This window comes from Vibrio sp. PID23_8, from assembly GCF_003584965.1.
In the GTDB taxonomy this organism is placed as follows: domain Bacteria; phylum Pseudomonadota; class Gammaproteobacteria; order Enterobacterales; family Vibrionaceae; genus Vibrio.
Genome location: NZ_LIXE01000010.1, coordinates 96606 through 114077 on the forward strand (window position 1 = coordinate 96606; position 17472 = coordinate 114077).

13 protein-coding genes are annotated in these 17472 nt (G+C 47.0%); all 13 read right to left on the bottom strand.

Features of this window, described 5'->3' with window-relative positions; genetic code table 11:
* Positions 1-181: 181 nt before the first annotated feature.
* On the bottom strand, positions 182-2167 hold the full coding sequence (locus tag AK966_RS15690; RefSeq protein ID WP_119464514.1) for a S9 family peptidase: 1986 nt from the start codon (positions 2165-2167) through the stop codon (positions 182-184).
* 231 nt (positions 2168-2398) lie between these two features.
* A complete protein-coding gene (gene recG / locus AK966_RS15695; RefSeq protein ID WP_099079182.1) occupies positions 2399-4480 on the bottom strand; it encodes an ATP-dependent DNA helicase RecG in 2082 nt (693 codons plus the stop codon).
* Positions 4481-4731: 251 nt separating this feature from the next.
* A complete protein-coding gene (gene trmH / locus AK966_RS15700) occupies positions 4732-5415 on the bottom strand; it encodes a tRNA (guanosine(18)-2'-O)-methyltransferase TrmH (protein ID WP_099079183.1) in 684 nt (227 codons plus the stop codon).
* Positions 5416-5470: 55 nt separating this feature from the next.
* Entirely contained in the window at positions 5471-7591 is a 2121-nt protein-coding gene (spoT, locus tag AK966_RS15705) for a bifunctional GTP diphosphokinase/guanosine-3',5'-bis pyrophosphate 3'-pyrophosphohydrolase (RefSeq protein ID WP_099079184.1), read from the bottom strand.
* Positions 7592-7630: 39 nt separating this feature from the next.
* Positions 7631-7903, bottom strand: a complete 273-nt coding sequence (gene rpoZ, locus AK966_RS15710; RefSeq protein WP_005379346.1) for a DNA-directed RNA polymerase subunit omega — start codon at positions 7901-7903, stop codon at positions 7631-7633.
* 163 nt (positions 7904-8066) lie between these two features.
* Complete coding sequence (gene gmk, locus AK966_RS15715) at positions 8067-8690, bottom strand: guanylate kinase (protein ID WP_099079185.1); 624 nt, start codon at positions 8688-8690, stop codon at positions 8067-8069.
* 322 nt (positions 8691-9012) lie between these two features.
* The gene (locus AK966_RS15720) at positions 9013-10227 is read right to left on the bottom strand and encodes a lipopolysaccharide assembly protein LapB (protein WP_119464515.1); all 1215 of its coding nucleotides are present in this window, start codon (positions 10225-10227) and stop codon (positions 9013-9015) included.
* An 11-nt stretch (positions 10228-10238) separates the two neighbouring features.
* Entirely contained in the window at positions 10239-10871 is a 633-nt protein-coding gene (locus AK966_RS15725) for an energy transducer TonB (RefSeq protein WP_119464516.1), read from the bottom strand.
* A 4-nt stretch (positions 10872-10875) separates the two neighbouring features.
* Positions 10876-11283, bottom strand: a complete 408-nt coding sequence (locus AK966_RS15730) for a biopolymer transporter ExbD (protein WP_119464517.1) — start codon at positions 11281-11283, stop codon at positions 10876-10878.
* A 44-nt stretch (positions 11284-11327) separates the two neighbouring features.
* On the bottom strand, positions 11328-11855 hold the full coding sequence (locus tag AK966_RS15735; RefSeq protein ID WP_119464518.1) for a MotA/TolQ/ExbB proton channel family protein: 528 nt from the start codon (positions 11853-11855) through the stop codon (positions 11328-11330).
* A gap of 9 nt (positions 11856-11864) precedes the next feature.
* A complete protein-coding gene (locus tag AK966_RS15740; protein ID WP_119464519.1) occupies positions 11865-13226 on the bottom strand; it encodes a MotA/TolQ/ExbB proton channel family protein in 1362 nt (453 codons plus the stop codon).
* A gap of 3 nt (positions 13227-13229) precedes the next feature.
* On the bottom strand, positions 13230-13994 hold the full coding sequence (locus AK966_RS15745) for a DUF3450 domain-containing protein (protein WP_119464520.1): 765 nt from the start codon (positions 13992-13994) through the stop codon (positions 13230-13232).
* A gap of 73 nt (positions 13995-14067) precedes the next feature.
* Positions 14068-16668 carry a TonB-dependent siderophore receptor gene (locus tag AK966_RS15750; protein ID WP_119464521.1) on the bottom strand — a complete coding sequence of 867 codons (2601 nt, stop codon included), beginning with the start codon at positions 16666-16668 and terminating at the stop codon, positions 14068-14070.
* Positions 16669-17472 lie beyond the last annotated feature (804 nt).

The following is a 17472-nucleotide window of genomic DNA, read 5'->3' on the forward strand; positions in this document are numbered from 1 at the left end:
GACGTTATTGCCTGTGATTGCTGTTAATCAGTGTCAACTCAGGTTGGTTTGATGTGACAAGGCGCACATCATCAATTTTGAGCGCGATTATAGAGGGATTTATTTGAAAGGCAAACGTTTGCTTGTGTAAAAAAAGGCGATAACCGTGCAGTTATCACCTTTTGATGTTTAAGTTAGCTGATTAGTTCTTCAGATGCTTGTCGAAGAAATTGAGCACATGAGCATAGTATTTTGCTCGATGCTCATCTTTGTAAAAACCATGCCCCTCATCATCAAGCACAAAGGACTCATAAGGGTAGTTGATGTTGTCTAATGCTTTGGCCATCGCATTAAAGTGCTCAATTGGCGCGCGCTGATCTTTACCACCGTGAACCAGTAGAATCGACGCTTTCAGCTTATCGACATTGTGCGTAGGGGACATCGCTCTTAGGGTTTTAGGATCCGTACCAAGAACCTTAGTTAAAAAGCTAAGTCCCATTTTACTATCTGGGACATCTCCTTCTTTGAACATCAGTTCAAGGTCGTAGACACCTGCGCTCCCAACGGCGCATTGAAACAGTGCTGGCGCGACGGTTGCTGATTGCAAGGCGCTGTATCCACCAAAGCTACCACCAGAAATACAAATTCTGTTCTTATCTGCGATCCCTTCTCCGATGATGTACTTGGTCGCATCGATAATGTCATACTGGATGTTGGTTCCCCATTTTCTATAGCCCGCTTCTTCAAATTGTTTACCAAAGCCACCACTTCCGCGGAAGTTAACTTGTAATACCGCATAGCCATGCTTTGCAAGGAATTGGTTTTCTTCCGTAAAGCCCCACCAATCTCTTGGTCCATGCGGCCCCCCATGTGGGTTGACGATGAGTGGTAGGTTTTTGGCTTCTGAGTTCGGTGGAAGGGTGAGGTAACCTGTGATGTTCTTACCATCACGACTGGTAAATTCGATTGGCTTCACTTCTGCCATTTGTGCTGGATCTAACCATTCTCTTGCGGAGAATAGGTAGCGTATTTCTTTTGGCTGTGTTGTAAACAGGTAGTAGTCACCTGGGTTTCTATCATTAAACGCCATGATAACGTAAGCATCGCCAGCGTCGGTTTCACTGACTAATCTGACTTGGTGTCCCGGTAGGGAGGTTAATATTTGCTGTAGGTATTCACTGCGCTTGTTTTTGGGATCCACAAAGGCATAGGTTGGGTAATCACTCTCAAACTCTACCGCATAAAGCTGCTTTGAGTCAGGATCTAGCCAAAACGCTTTAGGATCGACGGCGCTATCTGATGCAACTTTGGTGCTTTCACCTGTTTTAAGGTTTAAGTGATGTACCGCTCTTGGCTCGCCACTATGGCTGACCGCTGCATAAACTGCGTCTTGATTTTCAGAAAAAGAGATAGGGTAGAATTCTTTGAAACTTTTCAATGACTTAATGTTATCTGAGATTTCCCATTGGCCGTTGACACGGTAATAAAGTTCAACCTCATCCTTGCTGTTTCGGCCAGAAACAAAGCGAACGTCGCCATCATGGTCAGTAAGAAAACGGCTAAAACCAACCGGAGAAGTGGTTATCTTAGAGCGCCGCCCATTGTATACGTTAACGCGATAAACCTCTCTAGGCGCTTCCATATTGAAGCTATATTCTCCGAAAGGTAAGGAAGAAACCAAGATATGGCGATCGTCATCAGGTAAAACATCCATGACTTCACCATAGGCTCGCACGATAGAAGAGGCGCGTACAAGTCGGCTGGATTTTGGTGGGTTGTAGCCAAAGATGTAGGCGTATTTTTTTCCGTCTACGTTAGCGGAGACTAACTCACCATAGTTCACTGGAGCTGTCGACCAACTCTTTAAATATTCTTTGGAGGCAACGACGCGCTCGTTGTTGATCCAATAGTAATCGCCCACTTGTTCATTGCCATTGAAACGTAAAACGCTGCTAGGTTGCATGGTTTTACTGTCGAGTATGACCAAAGCATCTTTACCATCGATGCTGGATTCGAACGCTAAGTGCTTTCCGTCCGGAGATATTTTGGGGTTGAAATAAGCAGAGCTTTTGGCAAACAGTTCTGCGGATTTGAGAATGGAATCCTGTCCATCTTGAGCCGCAAAGGATGCCGTGTGAGTAAAGCCAACTAGCGCTGCACTAGCGGCGAGCAAAGTACTTTTCTTCATGCATCTATCCTTGATGACATTGATTTCTTGATTGAATGTTAGGTACGAAGACCTTGAGGTAATATTTTGACTAATTTGAAGTATCTAAATTGTCGTAATTATTGAATAAAGTCGAGTGGTGTTTTATTTAATGAGAGATAGATTGGTGAAATAAATGTATATGAAACCAGTCTTACAGAATTCCATCTGTAAGACGTGTCATCCACATAAGGGTTGTTCAATAGATACGGTTTACGCTTTGGAGTAAATATCGCGCTCACCAAGCCAGCGATCGATGATGGCACTCGCATTGTCTGGGTAAGTATCATGAATATGGCGAGCAATGCGCTGAACTTCTGGAATTAAGCGCTGATCTCGCACTAAATCGGCAATTTTAAAGTCTGCCAAGCCGGTTTGCTTGGTTCCTAGTAGTTCACCCGGCCCACGAATCTCCAAGTCTTTCTGTGCAATCACAAAGCCATCGTTGCTTTCACGCAGTACGCCTAAGCGTTTCTGGGCGGTTTTCGATAGGGGAGAGTGGTAGAGGAGCACGCAGTGGCTGGCAACTGAGCCTCGCCCTACACGACCTCGTAATTGGTGCAGTTGAGCCAGGCCTAATCGCTCTGGGTTTTCGATGATCATCAAGCTAGAGTTTGGTACGTCCACGCCGACCTCAATAACGGTGGTTGCGACGAGCAGGTGCAGCTTGTTGTCTTTGAAATCTTGCATTACCGCTTGTTTCTCTGTCGGCTTCATTCGTCCGTGCACTAGACCAATTTTTACGTCGGGCAGTTTACGTTGCAGCTCTTCGGCGGTGTCGGCGGCGGCTTGAGCTTCCAGCACTTCGGATTCATCAATCAAGGTACATACCCAATACGCTTGTTTGCCTTCGTTTAAGCAGGCATTGCGCACACGTTCGACGATGTCATCACGTTTGGTGTCAGGGATCGCCACGGTTTGAATGGGTGTTCGCCCTGGTGGCAACTCATCAATCACAGAGGTTTCCAAGTCAGCGTAGGCGGTCATCGCTAACGTCCGCGGAATCGGCGTTGCTGTCATGATGAGCTGATGTGGATAAGCGCCTTGTTTCGCGCCTTTCTCGCGCAACTCCAAGCGCTGGTGGACACCAAAGCGGTGCTGTTCATCAATGATGACCAAAGCGAGATGATGGAAATCAACATGTTCTTGGAATAGGGCGTGAGTACCCACTACCATTTGTGCTTCACCACTGGCAATGCGTGCCATCTCGGCTTCTCTAGCTTTGCCTTTGAGCTTGCCCGCGAGCCAACCAACTTGAATGCCCATTGTTTTAAACCAGTTGGCGAAGTTCGTTGCGTGCTGCTCAGCAAGCAGTTCGGTCGGTGCCATCAAGGCGACTTGGTAGCCATGTTCGATGGCTCTGACGGCGGCTAAAGCGGCAACCAAAGTTTTACCTGAGCCCACATCACCTTGCACTAGGCGCATCATTGGGTGGGCTTTTTCTAAGTCGGCTTCAATTTCTTTCACCACTCGTGCTTGCGCATTGGTCGGTGAAAACGGCAGCTGTGCTAGCAAGTTCTTTTTGAGCTTATCGCAAGGAGGGAGTGGCAGCGCCACATCTTGTTGGCCTTTACTGCGTACCGCCAGCATAGAAAGGTTTTGCGCCAATAACTCTTCCATGATCAGGCGAATTTGTGCAGGGTGTTTACCTTGGTCAAATTCATCTAAGTTGATGTTTGGTGGTGGGCGATGGATGGTGTGCAGCGCTTGCGACATGGTGATTTGGTGATTGTACAAGCCAGATGGCAGCAACTCTTGTACCGCCGCTTTGTCGAGTAGAGCCAGTGCCTGCTGGGTAAGATTACGCAGGGTGATTTGACGCAGCCCATCAGTGGTTGGATAAACCGGTGTTAAGCTTTGCTCCACATCGGGCTTTTGTTCGCTAGCATAAAATTTATAGTCAGGGTGAACAATCTCTAGGCCCATACCGCCACGCTTAATCTCGCCGTAAGCATGCACTAACTTACCTTGCGAGAAGTTGTTTTTCATTGCGGCGGTGAAGTTGAAAAAACGCAGTGTGATGGTGCCATTGCCGTCACTGATTTTTACCGTCAACATTTTACGCTTGCCGAAAATGGTATCGACAGCCATGACCTTGCCTTGCACAGCAGCCCAAAGGCCAGCATGCAGCTTGACTATTGGGTAAATGCGCGTGCGGTCTTCGTACCGTAAAGGAAGGTGGAATAGCAGATCTTGAACCGTATGTAAGCCGACCTTGGCCAGTTTTTCTGCGACTTTAGCGCCAACCCCAGACAGTGAGGTTAAAGGAATAGCAGATAACAGTTGGGCAGACATAATGGGCTCAAGAAAATGGTTAACATAGCAGTATGTTAACCATGGAGCTGTGTTTTTGTACAGGAAAAAAATAGGTAAGTCTTCATGAGGAGTAGGATTTCGCTGCCCCGTCATTCCGAGGAGCCGGAGCGACATCAGGAATCTACTTGTCGCTAGTGTGCCAGCGAAGTTAACGCCAGTAACATTAGTGCACTCAGATAGTCGATCCTGAATCACGCTCCTTCGTCGCTGTTCAGGATGACAAGAGTTGATTATTTACTTTGCATCTCTTTCCACCACGCTTCATCGGCCATGATTTGGCCTTCATCATCGAGTTGTGGGTAATCAAGCCCTTTACGTTTTGCAACTTTCGCCAATACCGGATGGCCACGCTCAAATAGAATGCGGTTGATGGTCTCTTTTGGCAGTGTGCTTTCTTCTTTATCGTACATGCCTGCTGCTTGGCGTTGACGCTGCGCTTCATACAGAATCACAGCGCTGGCGACGGAGACATTCAAAGACTGCACCATACCGATCATTGGAATAATGATGTCTTGATCAGCCAGTTTTTTCGCTTGTTCTGATGCCCCTATTTTTTCGCTGCCCAATATGATTGCGGTTGGCTTGGTGTAGTCGATGTCACGAAAATCAACCGCTGTGTCTGACAGGTTGGTGACCAACACTTGCATGCCTTGCGCTTTGAGCTCGGTGATGGCCGTTTCAATCGAGCGATGCGTCTCGACCTCTACCCAGTTACGCGCACCTGCGGAAGTGTGGGTGAGTGTGCGCATTTTATCAGGCCAGATAGCATGAACTTTGTGTAATCCAGTTGCGTCGGCAGTGCGGATCACGGCAGAGACGTTATTGGGCTTGTGTACTTCTTCAAGGCAAAGAGTCAGATCGGTCTGGCGTGCGGTAAGGACTTGATGGATGCGGTTGTAACGTTCTAGATTCATAGTCAATTTGGGATATAAAAAATCGCCACCCAGTTTGAGTGGGTGGCGATAAAGGTTAGTTCTTTCTGCGTCTGACGCGTGTCGCCTGTGGCATCGCTTTGATTTTTCGCATGATACTAGCAAGATGAACACGGTCTTTGGTGGTGAGCAGTACCGTAACGGTATACAAACGTCCGTCGCGTTCCTCCGTCGAGAGACCATGGATGTTCGAGCCTGTTTTCGAAATCACATTGGTTAACTCAGCAAGGGCACCTTGGTGATTGAGCATGTCGACTTTCAGTTCAGCAATGAACTCTTTGTCGTAATCCTCAGACCAAGCGACGGCCATGTACTTGTCTGGCTCTCTTTGGTAACCACGTACGTTTGGACACGTTTCTCGGTGAACCACTAAGCCACGACCCGGTGATACGTGCGCAATGATATGGTCATCCGGGATCGGGTGACAGCAGTTAGCGAAGGTCAGTAATATGCCTTCAGCCCCACGAATTGGCAGCTTTTTCTTCGAGTCGGTTGGAATGGAGCTTGTCGTGGTGAGCTCTTCCGTATCACCCAACAAACGACGAGCGATGACGATACTCATTAATTCGCCCAAACCAATCGCGGCTAACAGATCATCGACGCTTTCTAGGCGTAGATCCGCTAAAACTTCCTGGATATTTTCAGGGTAGATAGAATCAATCGAGTGTCGACCTAGTGCATGGTTTAGCAGACGACGCCCAAGCGTAATCGACTCTTCACGACGCATGGTCTTCAATACTTGACGGATCTTGGTGCGGGCACGCGATGTCACCACGTAGTTTAGCCATGCGGCATTTGGGCGAGCCCCCGGCGCGCTGATGATTTCCACCGTTTGACCGTTTTTCAGCGCCTTACTCAGTGGGTAAGGATTACGGTCTACACGAGCACCAACGCATGAGTTGCCCACGTCAGTATGCACCGCGTAAGCGAAGTCAACGGCTGTTGCGCCTAATGGTAATTCGACAATGCGGCCTTTTGGCGTGAAGACGTAAATCTCATCAGGAAACAGATCGGATTTTACGTTTTCGATGAATTCGAACGAGTTACCTGCACTTTGTTGTAGCTCAAGTAAGCTTTGCATCCAACGCTGTGCTTTCACTTGTGCTGTAGTGCCAGACTTTTCGCCTTTGTCTTTGTAAGACCAGTGAGCCGCGACCCCTTTATCCGCCATTTGATCCATATCTTCGGTACGGATTTGGACCTCAACCGGCACGCCGTGAGGACCAACCATTGAAGTGTGCAGCGATTGGTAGCCGTTCGCTTTTGGTACCGCGATGTAATCTTTCATGCGGCTCGGGCGTGGCTTATACAAGCTATGCACTTGGCCTAACACGCGATAGCAGGTATCCGGCGTATCAACAACCACTCGGAAGGCGTAGATATCCATGATAGTGTGAAAGCGCTGTTCTTTGGTCTTCATCTTGTTGTAGATGGAGAACAGGTTCTTTTCACGGCCCAACACGCGAGCATTTAAACCCACATCTTGCAGTCGACCTTCAATCTCGCTGTGGATACGTTGGATCATCTCTTTACGATTACCACGTGCCGCTCGTACCACTTCTTTTAGAACACGGTAGCGGTTCGGGTAAAGCGCTTCAAAACCAAGCTCTTCGAGTTCTGTTTTGATATTGTGAATACCAAGACGGTGAGCCAGTGGCGAGTAGATCTCGAGGGTTTCACGAGCAATGCGACGCTTTTTATCTGGGCGAAGTGCGCCTAGCGTGCGCATGTTGTGCGTACGGTCAGCCAGTTTGATCAAAATAACGCGGATGTCTTGCACCATCGCCAGAACCATCTTACGGAAGTTCTCAGCTTGCGCCTCTTTTCTATCGCGGAATTTGAGTTTGTCAAGTTTAGAGACACCATCAACCAATTCTGCGACGGTCGTGCCGAACTTCTCTTCGAGATCTTCTTTGGTTACGTCACAGTCTTCGATGACGTCATGCAGTAAAGCAGCTTGGAGGGTTTCGATATCAAGACGCATCTCAGCTAAGATACGAGCAACAGCGACGGGGTGGATGATATATGGTTCCCCGCTTGAACGGGTTTGCCCTTCATGGGCATCTCTCGCTACCACATAAGATTGACGCAGAGCCTCAATTTGAGGCTCTGTTAGGTATTCTTGGGCAACGTCTTTGAGGCTATCAAATAGATACAAATTATAGGCCCGGGAGGTTGTTGAATTCTAAAGCCAGAATTAACGGTTGTGAGCGATGCTGCTTACTGCCGCTAGCTCTGCCGCTTCTTGTTCTTGTTGTTCTTGACGTTCGCGAGCGTCTAGAACTTCTTTAGTAATTAAACCTTCTTCGATTTCGCGTAGAGCGATAACCGTTGGCTTATCGTTCTCTTCTGGCACTAGTGCATCTTTACCGCCAGTTTGCATTTGACGAGCGCGGCGAGCCGCAATCAGTACTAGGTCGAAACGGTTGCCAACTTTTTCAACAGCGTCTTGAACAGTTACGCGTGCCATGAGGACTCCAAATAGTTAACTAAATTTTGAATGACGAGAAAGTATACAGTCTCAGCGTAATATTTACTAGCGATAAGACGTGCAACAACAATGACTTTCTATATAAGCAATATAAGCTTCCTTACCGTAATAAAGAAGCGAAAATTTGTATTTTAGTGCAGAATTACTCTGCTAGAAGCGCATCAAGCATACCTTTATATTTAGCAGCTTGTTTTTCTTGCTTCAATCTTTCCGCACGTAGGATGGCTTTAAAGTCCATCAATGCTGTATCGAAATCGTCGTTTACGATCACGTAATCGTACTCGTTGTAGTGCGAGATTTCTGACTTGGCTTCTGCCATGCGTTTTGCGATCACTTCTTCGCTGTCTTGACCACGAGTGTTTAGACGGCGCTCTAGCTCACCATTTGATGGTGGCAGGATAAAGATGCTTCTCGCTTCTGGCATTTGCTCGCGGATTTGACGCGCGCCTTGCCAGTCGATGTCTAAGAAAACGTCGATGCCTTTGTTTAGCGTTTCTTCAATCCATACGCGTGATGTGCCGTAGTAGTTACCAAACACTTCTGCGTACTCTAAGAAGTCGCCTTGTGCAATCAGAGCTTCAAACTCTTCTTTTGCTACGAAGTGGTAGTGAATACCGTTCTCTTCGCCTGGGCGCATGCCACGAGTGGTGTGAGACACAGACACTTTCATTGCGTACGTTGGGTTACGTTCCAACATTGCTGAGATCAAGCTAGATTTACCTGCGCCGCTAGGTGCAGATACGATATAGAGAGTACCTTTGCCCATTGTACTGTTCCACTTTTGGTTGGATTGAGTGAGTGCCGAACGAAAGTCTCGACAATTTATAACGATAGCACTGGCATAAGAGTGTTCACCATCAAATGGATTGAGGTTGGTGATAATCTCGCCAGAAAAATGGAGGCGAAGAGTATCACGATCTCTTATTTGTTGCTAGCCGATCTTTTGGATCTTTGGTGAGCGGTTATGATTGCATATCGAAACGAAAAAAGGGGAAGCTTTCACTTCCCCAGGCGTGCGACTGACTCACACTTAATTTTCGGTGCAACGGATAGATTCGATTGCGACTTACATTTATCTCTAAGTCAAATTAGCCTTGAGACTCGAGGAAATTGATCCAAGGGTTCGCTGCTGCTTTCATGTCTGGAGATTGAGCGGCACTTTTCATCGCTTTGAGTGCATTAACGGGTTGGTTTAGCTCAAAGTAAGCCATGCCTCGAATGTAATTCAACTCACCCTTTTGCTCACGATTGGCGTCGGGGGCGATATTATTGGCAAACTTTGTGGCCGCCATATATTGCTTATCCAAGACCATTAAACGGGCAATCTTGATCTGAGTCTTTGCCTTTGGTGCAAGTCGGTAGGCTTGCTGGTAGACATCAATCGATAATCCAAGCTCTTGAGCTTGCTGCCAAAACGACCCCAACTTCTCTAGGTTGTCGACGTTACCTTCAACATGGCCTTGTTCTATTGCCTCTTTCAACGTCTTGGCCGCACGGTATGGTACGCCTTGGTAAGCTTGAAAGTTGACTAAGCGTAAATACTCTTTCTCTTTATCAAATAGGCCCATTTTATGTGCCATTTCTAACGTAGAAAGTGCATTTCGCTCCTGATTAAGCTCCATGTAGATACCAGATAACTGTGTCCAGTAACGTTTGTTCTTTGGATACTTCGTCGTCAGAATTTTAAGTACACCAGCAACACTCTTAAACTGCTTGAGTTCGTAGTGGGCTGACATCAGCAATTGGTACCAAGATTCACTAGGGTTTTTACTCATTGCGATTGCCTTCTTCGTTGGCGGAATCGCATTTTTGTAATCTTCTAGCTGAATATAGGCACTGGCTAACGTGATGTAAGCGTGTGCTTGTGGTTTTTCTTCTGTCGTTTCCGCAATTTTGAACCACTCGTTCATCGTGTTGACGGATTTTTTGAATTGCCCTTCAGCAAGATACAACTGAGCAAGGCTATAGCGAACCTGTTGTGCAACCGGCACTGGCAGTGCGTTCAGTTTGAGTGCATCAGCAAAGTACTTGGCTGCTTTCGGGTAGTCATCCTTTAACGAGTAAAGAAATCCCATCTGTTGCAACAAGACCGCTTTGTCATATTGCTTTTTACCTGAACTCTCGAGTGCAGAATTTATCTTTGATATCGCTTGAGAGTATTTTTCCTCGGCGATAAGTTCTTGAACTTTGTTCACCGTGCGGAATGTTCTGTCAGACAACTCAGGGTTACTGGCAAAAGCAGGCGCGCCGTACGCGCCTGACATCAACACCAGAGAAGCCAACAATTTTGTGTATGCTTTCATATTGCGACTCCTTAATTGGTAGAGAACTCGATTTCTTGAGATAAGCGAGAGGTCACCGGCTTACCATCCACCATTTTTGGTTTGAAGGTCCATTTCGACACGGTTTTCTTCGCCGCTTTACCCAAACCTAACTTACGCGGTGTCTCTTTCAGTACTTTGACGTCTTGAACACTGCCACGCTCGTTAACGGTAAATTCGATCAGTACAATACCTTTTTCAATTCCAGCTCTAGTTGCTTTACGCGGCATTTGCGGTTGGAATGTCGCAAGAGGAACGGGGCCTCCGCTGCCTGCCATTTGAGCACCACCGCCTTGGGTATAGTGTCCTAGTACAGAACCGCCCGTAACGTTGACCGGCAAGTCCAGTTTTGGCATATCCATCGGAATTTGATCCATCACCGGTTTGACTGTCGACGTCACCTTCATTTCTGGTGGCGGCGGCGGACGCTTCGGTGGTGGTGGTTTCGGGAGTTCGCGTTTTTTCTCCTGTATTTTTTCGTCCGGTTTAATGCGGATAAATTCCACCATACGGAGGTCATCATCCGACACTAGCTCGTGGCGCTCTTTGTTTACCAGCTTGTCCATCCCCCAGAATAATCCGAGGGAGACAACGAGCGCCAGTGCAATTGAGGCCAGATACCGCATAGGCTTAATCCTTACTGGTTGCGGCAATGGAGATGCTTTCTACACCTGCCATCTTGATCTGGTCCATGACTTTCACGACTACGCCCGCGTTTGATTCGGTATCCGCTTGAATAACAACGGCACCATCAGGGCTCTCTGCACGTAGACGTTCGATGTTGGCGCGAACCGCGTCGACTTCAATACGACGTTTATCTACCCAAACATCACCAGCTGCGCCAATGGCAACCATAATGTTCCCTTTCTTCACGGTCTGCGCGGAGCTTGCCGTAGGACGATTTACTTCTAGACCCGCTTCTTTAACGAACGATGTTGTTACGATAAAGAAGATCAACATGATGAATACGATGTCGAGCATCGGTGTCATATCGATAGCGGCTTCTTCACTGCTATCACTGCTATAGCGTCTCTTCATGACCTATACCTCTAATTCCGTTTACTCAGGCAATTCCCATTTACTTAGCTAACGTGCTTTAGCTTGTCTTCAAGCTTCTGCGTGGTGACTTTGGCTAAATGATCAAGACGAGTACTAAAAAACAGTCCTGATAGCGAAGCCACCATCCCGGCTAAGGTTGGGATTGTTGCCTTTGAGATCCCCGAGGCCATTGCTCGAGGGCTTCCTGTACCTGTTACCGCTAAGATGTCGAATACCTGGATCATGCCGACAACCGTGCCGAGCAGACCGAGTAGGGGACAAAGCGCAATCAATACTTTAACGATTGGTAGTCCCTTTTTATTCTCAATATCCTGACGAGAAACGATTTCTTGTCGGATCATCTTCGCGTTCCAGCTTTTATGTTCTGAACGCGCTTCCCAAAAGCCAACGGCTTTTTTCATTGCTTTAGGAGCGACGGCAGCAAAGTAAAACCAACGTTCTAACAGCACTGCCCATAACATGAAGCTGAGGATAAAGATGACGACGAGTACATCGCCACCCATGCCCAAGAAGCGCCTAATTGATTCAAGTTCTCCAACTAACCACCACATAATGCCTCCTTAGCTTTCGGCTTTATGCAGTTTTTCCTGATAGCGAGCGATGAAGCCTGCACTCTGTTCTTCAAGAGTTTGAACCAAACGGCGACCTTTACTGTGTACGATGGTGTAAAAGAACAGCAGAGGAATTGCGACAACCAGGCCAAGCATTGTTGTTACTAGTGCTTCTGAGATACCGCCAGCCATGAGTTTTGGATCGCCAGTACCAAATAGGGTGATGGCTTGGAATGTGCCGATCATACCCATCACCGTACCCAGTAGACCGAGAAGTGGTGCGACAGAAGCAAACAGTTTGATTGAGCTGATAAAGCGTTCAATGCTTGGTGCATTACGTAGGATGATTTCGTCCAGTTTCGCTTCAAGATCTTCTAGGTTGTCACCTTTGTGCTCTTGGTAAGCTTGGATAACTTCACCCAGTGGGTTGCCAGGAATCACGGTGTCAGATTTGGCTTGCTTACGCATCTTGCCACCAATCACCAATAGGCGTAGGTAACAAGCGAGAGCAATCAGCGCACCAACGGTACCCATAGCGAGGATGACGTAACCAACGATACCACCTTGGTCAATACGCTCTTGAACGGTAGGGCTTTGGACTAGTAGAGACAGAATCACACCACGAGATGGGTCGATAAACAGTGGTTCGTATGTGCCATCTGCTGATTCAAAACCGCCAACTAGGCCAGTAATGTTTTTGCTTGGTTGACGTGATAGCTCTTCGAACTTACCCGTTTGTGGTACGTAAGTGACGTATTTACCATCTGCGATTGCGTTGAACTCACCAACTAGAGTGACGTCACGTACTGCTTCTTTACCTTCACCGTATACAACGGTTGCTGGTGTGGTTGTTGTGTCACCTGAAGCCACGACTTGTTGTAGGATTGTGTGCCAAAACGCTTCAAGCTCTTGCGTTGATGGGAGTTCTTTACTTTCGGCAAGTTTCGCTAGCAGTTCATTACGCTCTGGGAATTGAACTGCGTTTTGAGAGGCAGCAAACAGACCTTTAAATTCACCCGCGTACTGACGAACGACACCAAACATCTCGCCTAGCGTACCAGAACGAACGCGTAGTGTTTCGGTTAGCTCAGTCAACTGCTTGTCGTTTTCATCAAACGTGGTTTTTAGTTGATCACCTAGCGCTTGCTGCGATGCTAACTCTTGACGAGCTTGCTGCAGTAACGCAGCTTGCTGATCGCGGTCACGCTTGAACGCCGCTTCACGTTCTTTGTTCTCTTTTGATTCAACAATACTCTCTGACTTGACGTTTTTCAGTAGCTCAGAAAGGTTTTGTGGTGCTTCAGCTTGTGCACCTGAAATCATGAATAAGCTCGCTAGTAGGCCAGCGGCTAGAGTTTTGAATCCTTTCATATCTTATTCCTCCCCAGCAAATACAGGCAGTTTGATCAAGGCTGGTGGCGCTTGCTTCTTAGCGATGCGAAGGCCTTGCTGTACCGCGATACGGTAGCTTTCTGGTAGTGATTCCCATTGACGGGTTTGTTGATTCCACATACCAGTTTCACCACCATCCGGAGATTGGAATAGTAGCGCCGTACGACCAATGCGTAGGAAGTCGTAAGTCACGGTTTCACCGTTGCGCTCTAGGCTCGCTTTGTAAGATTCAATCGAGCGAGAGAAGCCTTCTTCGATTTGGTAGGCTTCCATTACTTTACGGAACTTTTCTGAAGTGGTGACATCAGCGCGATCCATTAGGTCACGGAGCTCTACCACACGTTTGTTACGTTCTTCTTTTTGGAATGGAAGGTCCAAAGTCACGAACTCGTCCAGAGCATCGATCATTTTCAGTGTGAGAGGCACCACCTCTGTTGCGGTTTGATCGATTTGAGCAATTTGGTTGTTCAGTGAATCCAGCTCTCCCTGCTGAGACTGAACCATACGATTGATTTGCTCGTTGTAGACTTTCATGCTGTCGATTTGACGCAGTAGGCCCTTGTACTCGGCCAACATGCTTTCAGCACTTTCAGCATAGTTGTCGATTTTTTGCTGTGAAGCCTGAGAAGACTTCGTGGTTTTTGCTTGGTTAGCGACGACCGTACCAGAGTCGGCAGCAAACGCTGCGCCACTTACTGATAAAATCGCGGCAGTAACTGCACTTACGCCAAATTCCTTTAACGTCATAGTTGCATCCTTGTCAGTGTAAAAAGTCAGTCGAAAAGGGGCGCAGGAAAAGCTCCTGCGCCAAAGTTTTTAATTAAAAGTTTTGAGAGTAGTTCAAGAAGAAAACTCGGCCTTGAATACTGTATAGGTCAGAGTTGTAAGTAACGCCGTCTGATTCAAACGCTGGGTCTTCGTCAGTTAGGTTACGTACACCTGCTGTTAGTTTTGCATCCCAAGGCGCCATGTAGTTGTAGGCTACGTTGAACGTAGTGTGGCTTGGAATTTTACCTGTCTTGTTGTAATTCTTGTCGACATCTTGCGCTTGAGACGCAATGTAGTCTGCAGATACGTAGATGTCATGATCGCTCATCACATTGAAGCCAACACCCGTTTGGAAACGGTACTCAGGAAGACCGTTACGGCCAACTTGGTTGTTTGTTGGACCATCGACATACTCTGGGCTGCTGTAATCAAGTACATAAGAACCCATGAAGTCGTAACGAACGGTTGCCACATCAAAGTCGTACAGGTAGTTCACTTTCAGATCGAGACCTGATGTATTAAGGTCACCGATGTTTGATAGCGGCACGATAGCGTGTGTAATACTACCCGCTGCATCACGCGTGATATTTGAGTTAGGCTGACCGCTGCTGCGCTCTTGGTCAATCATGCTCTGAAGCGTGTTCATTACGATGGTGTCTTCAATACTGATGTTGTAGTAGTCCACAGTAAGATCGAGGTTTTCAACTGGCGAGTAGCTCACACCAAAGTTAAATGATGTTGAGGTTTCTGCATCCAAGTCTTCGTTTGAAGTACGTGTAGTTGTGTACTGCGTCTCAGGACAGTCTGCATCAGAAATGCCGTTCGCTTCACAGTAAACGTAGTCTTTTGCGAAGTCGTTTGACTCACTGTCCGCACCATAAAGGTTACTTAGAGAAGGCGCGCGGAAGCCCATGCCCGCACCGGCACGGAACATTAGGTTATCAAGTGGCTGGTAACGGAAAGACGCTTTTGGTGAAACGGCACTACCAAAATCACTGTAGTGGTCATAACGTACAGCGACGTTCATCTCGAGCTCATCAGTGAAGGCTACCAATGATTCTGCGAAGAATGCGTAGGTTTCGCGATCACCTGCCGCAGAGTTACCCGCGCTACCAATGATGTTACCTGCTTCACTTTGTGAATCGTATTGGTCAAAGTAGTCGTAGGTTGTCATTTCAGCACCGACATACAGAGGAATCGTAATATCACCGACTTCTGCTACGTCGAACTGTAAACCACCATTGAACTGGTGCATTTCCATCTGAGATTCACGTGCCGTTGTTGCCGCGAGATCGGCATTTGCATCGGCACTGAACTCACCACCTACAAACTCACCAGCATTTGCCAGTGCTTCTGCAGGTGAACGTAGAACGTAACCGGTGCCACGCTCATTACTGTTTGAGTAATTCAAGTGGTAACCCGCTTCCCAAATCACCTCACCAAAGCCATCGGTGTAGAATGATCCGTCTAGGCCCGCTTTCATGTCCGCTTGGAAATCAGTAACCGTGGTATCACGAGTGCCAACACCAGTAAAGCGGTAGTAAATGCTTGCTGGGCCAGCGGTAGGGTCAAGTTGGTTCTGCTCGAAGAATACTTTACCGCCATCGCTTTCAGGGTCAATTTCAAAGTAACCGGCTGCAGGTGCGAAGCGACCAAAGCTTTGGTTACGGCTCAATAGCATTTGTGCATTGAACGTTGTGGTATCCGTTAGGAAAATATTACCGTTAACGAAAACCGTGTTTCGCTCAAGAGAAGCGGTTTGCGCGGCATCTGCGGTGTAGTCGTAACCACACATTGGGCCTAAGCCTGGGTATTCAGTGATGCCAACAAAGCCTTTTGATGAATCACACTTTGCGTCTGTGTCGTAACCTGCAATTGGTTTTAACGCGCCATTGTGGTACACGTTACGGCCGTAGATACTCACGCCAGACATGTCAAAGTAGTTTGCAGAATCTGTGTTTTTAGAGCTTAGGTAATCACGATCGCGATAATAGATTTCATCTTTTGCGTCGTGCTCGAACGAGAAGTAGATATTACCTTTCTCGCCAGATGTACCCGTTACGATAGAGAAGTTCTTCTCATCACCACCTTCCTGAGATGGGATACCGCCACCGACAGTTACGTTGATGCCTTCAAACTCGTCTTTTAAAATAATGTTTACCACACCAGCTACCGCGTCAGAACCGTAGACAGCAGAACCACCGTCGGCCATGACTTCAACACGCTCAACGATTGCCGCCGGAATGACGTTCAAGTTAGCAGCACCACCACCCATGGTTGCTGAACCAGGCAGGCGTTTACCGTTGATCAGAACCAACGTACGAGATGCACCTAGGCCGCGTAGCGACATGGTCGCTTGGCTCTGCCACGAGCTACCAGAACTCTCACTGTATGAACCAAAAGAGTTGAATGAAGATTTTCGTAGTACATCCGCGATAGAGATGTCACCAGCTCGTTCGATTTCAGCGCGACCAATAACTGCTACCGGCGTGCTTCCTTCCATAGATGCACGCGTTAGACGCGAACCTGTCACTTTCATTTTTTGCAGCTTTTCGACTTGCTGCTCTTCTGCCTGTGCCGCGATTGGGGCCACTGCTGCTGTTCCCAATGCAATACTAATCGCAACAGACAAAGCGGTTGTGTTTTTAGACATCCTTGTTGCTCCGTTTCTTATAATTCCTTGTGTCGGTTGCCTACCGACTTTTTTATGACGTTAATATTTCGTTAACGCTTACGTCATATATACCTGAGATGGAAAAAGGAAGTCAAACCAGTGGTAAAAAGAGATGATGAAATGTAAAAATGATGTAAAAAACCAAAGTGAGCTAAATGTGTAGAGTTATCATCTATTTGTGGATTAAGTGTCGATGTATTATGTTGGCAAAATGCCGTATTTTGTGTTTCTTGCCGGCAGTAATGACTTATCTCGCTTATGGATTTTCATTGGGTTTATCGCTCTTTGAATTCCCGTTGAAATAGTGGATTATCCTGCGGGGTGAGTTTCATAGAATAGTGGAATTGTTAATGTATTTGAGTAGATGAGTATCAGAATATGATACCCATTGTAACAAAAGGGCTCACTCGTATTATGGCGTCAAATGTTACTTTAGGACGATGTTTTTTTATGCGATATAATTGGGTTTTTATGCGCCCTGTGAGCTCTTGATTGACCAGGTTGATATTCTGTATGAATTGATTTTGTGGTTTTTTATAATTTTTTACAAAAATATTTCGGTTTTTCGACACTGGTGGGGATTTGTCATGTTTTAGCTTCAATTACTTGAAGCTGCACAAGAATCAAGATAAATATGAGCCTGGAATTATTGCAGTAGTGTAAAAAACTGGTTATTGAAACGCAGGGAGTGTGTTTCAACAGCTTTAGTTACTACGGGATAGAGAAGCACCATTTGGGTTCGGAAATCTCCAGATTGAAGCCGACTCATAATGCACAGTAGAC

Excerpts from the sequence above, each read along its gene's own strand:
- AK966_RS15690 (WP_119464514.1), bottom strand. The coding sequence starts at position 2,167 with ATGAAGAAAAGTACTTTGCTCGCCGCTAGTGCAGCGCTAGTTGGCTTT.
- recG (WP_099079182.1), bottom strand. The coding sequence starts at position 4,480 with ATGTCTGCCCAACTGTTATCTGCTATTCCTTTAACCTCACTGTCTGGG.
- trmH (WP_099079183.1), bottom strand. The coding sequence starts at position 5,415 with ATGAATCTAGAACGTTACAACCGCATCCATCAAGTCCTTACCGCACGC.
- rpoZ (WP_005379346.1), bottom strand. The coding sequence starts at position 7,903 with ATGGCACGCGTAACTGTTCAAGACGCTGTTGAAAAAGTTGGCAACCGT.
- gmk (WP_099079185.1), bottom strand. The coding sequence starts at position 8,690 with ATGGGCAAAGGTACTCTCTATATCGTATCTGCACCTAGCGGCGCAGGT.
- AK966_RS15720 (WP_119464515.1), bottom strand. The coding sequence starts at position 10,227 with ATGAAAGCATACACAAAATTGTTGGCTTCTCTGGTGTTGATGTCAGGC.
- AK966_RS15725 (WP_119464516.1), bottom strand. The coding sequence starts at position 10,871 with ATGCGGTATCTGGCCTCAATTGCACTGGCGCTCGTTGTCTCCCTCGGA.
- AK966_RS15730 (WP_119464517.1), bottom strand. The coding sequence starts at position 11,283 with ATGAAGAGACGCTATAGCAGTGATAGCAGTGAAGAAGCCGCTATCGAT.
- AK966_RS15735 (WP_119464518.1), bottom strand. The coding sequence starts at position 11,855 with ATGTGGTGGTTAGTTGGAGAACTTGAATCAATTAGGCGCTTCTTGGGC.
- AK966_RS15740 (WP_119464519.1), bottom strand. The coding sequence starts at position 13,226 with ATGAAAGGATTCAAAACTCTAGCCGCTGGCCTACTAGCGAGCTTATTC.
- AK966_RS15745 (WP_119464520.1), bottom strand. The coding sequence starts at position 13,994 with ATGACGTTAAAGGAATTTGGCGTAAGTGCAGTTACTGCCGCGATTTTA.
- AK966_RS15750 (WP_119464521.1), bottom strand. The coding sequence starts at position 16,668 with ATGTCTAAAAACACAACCGCTTTGTCTGTTGCGATTAGTATTGCATTG.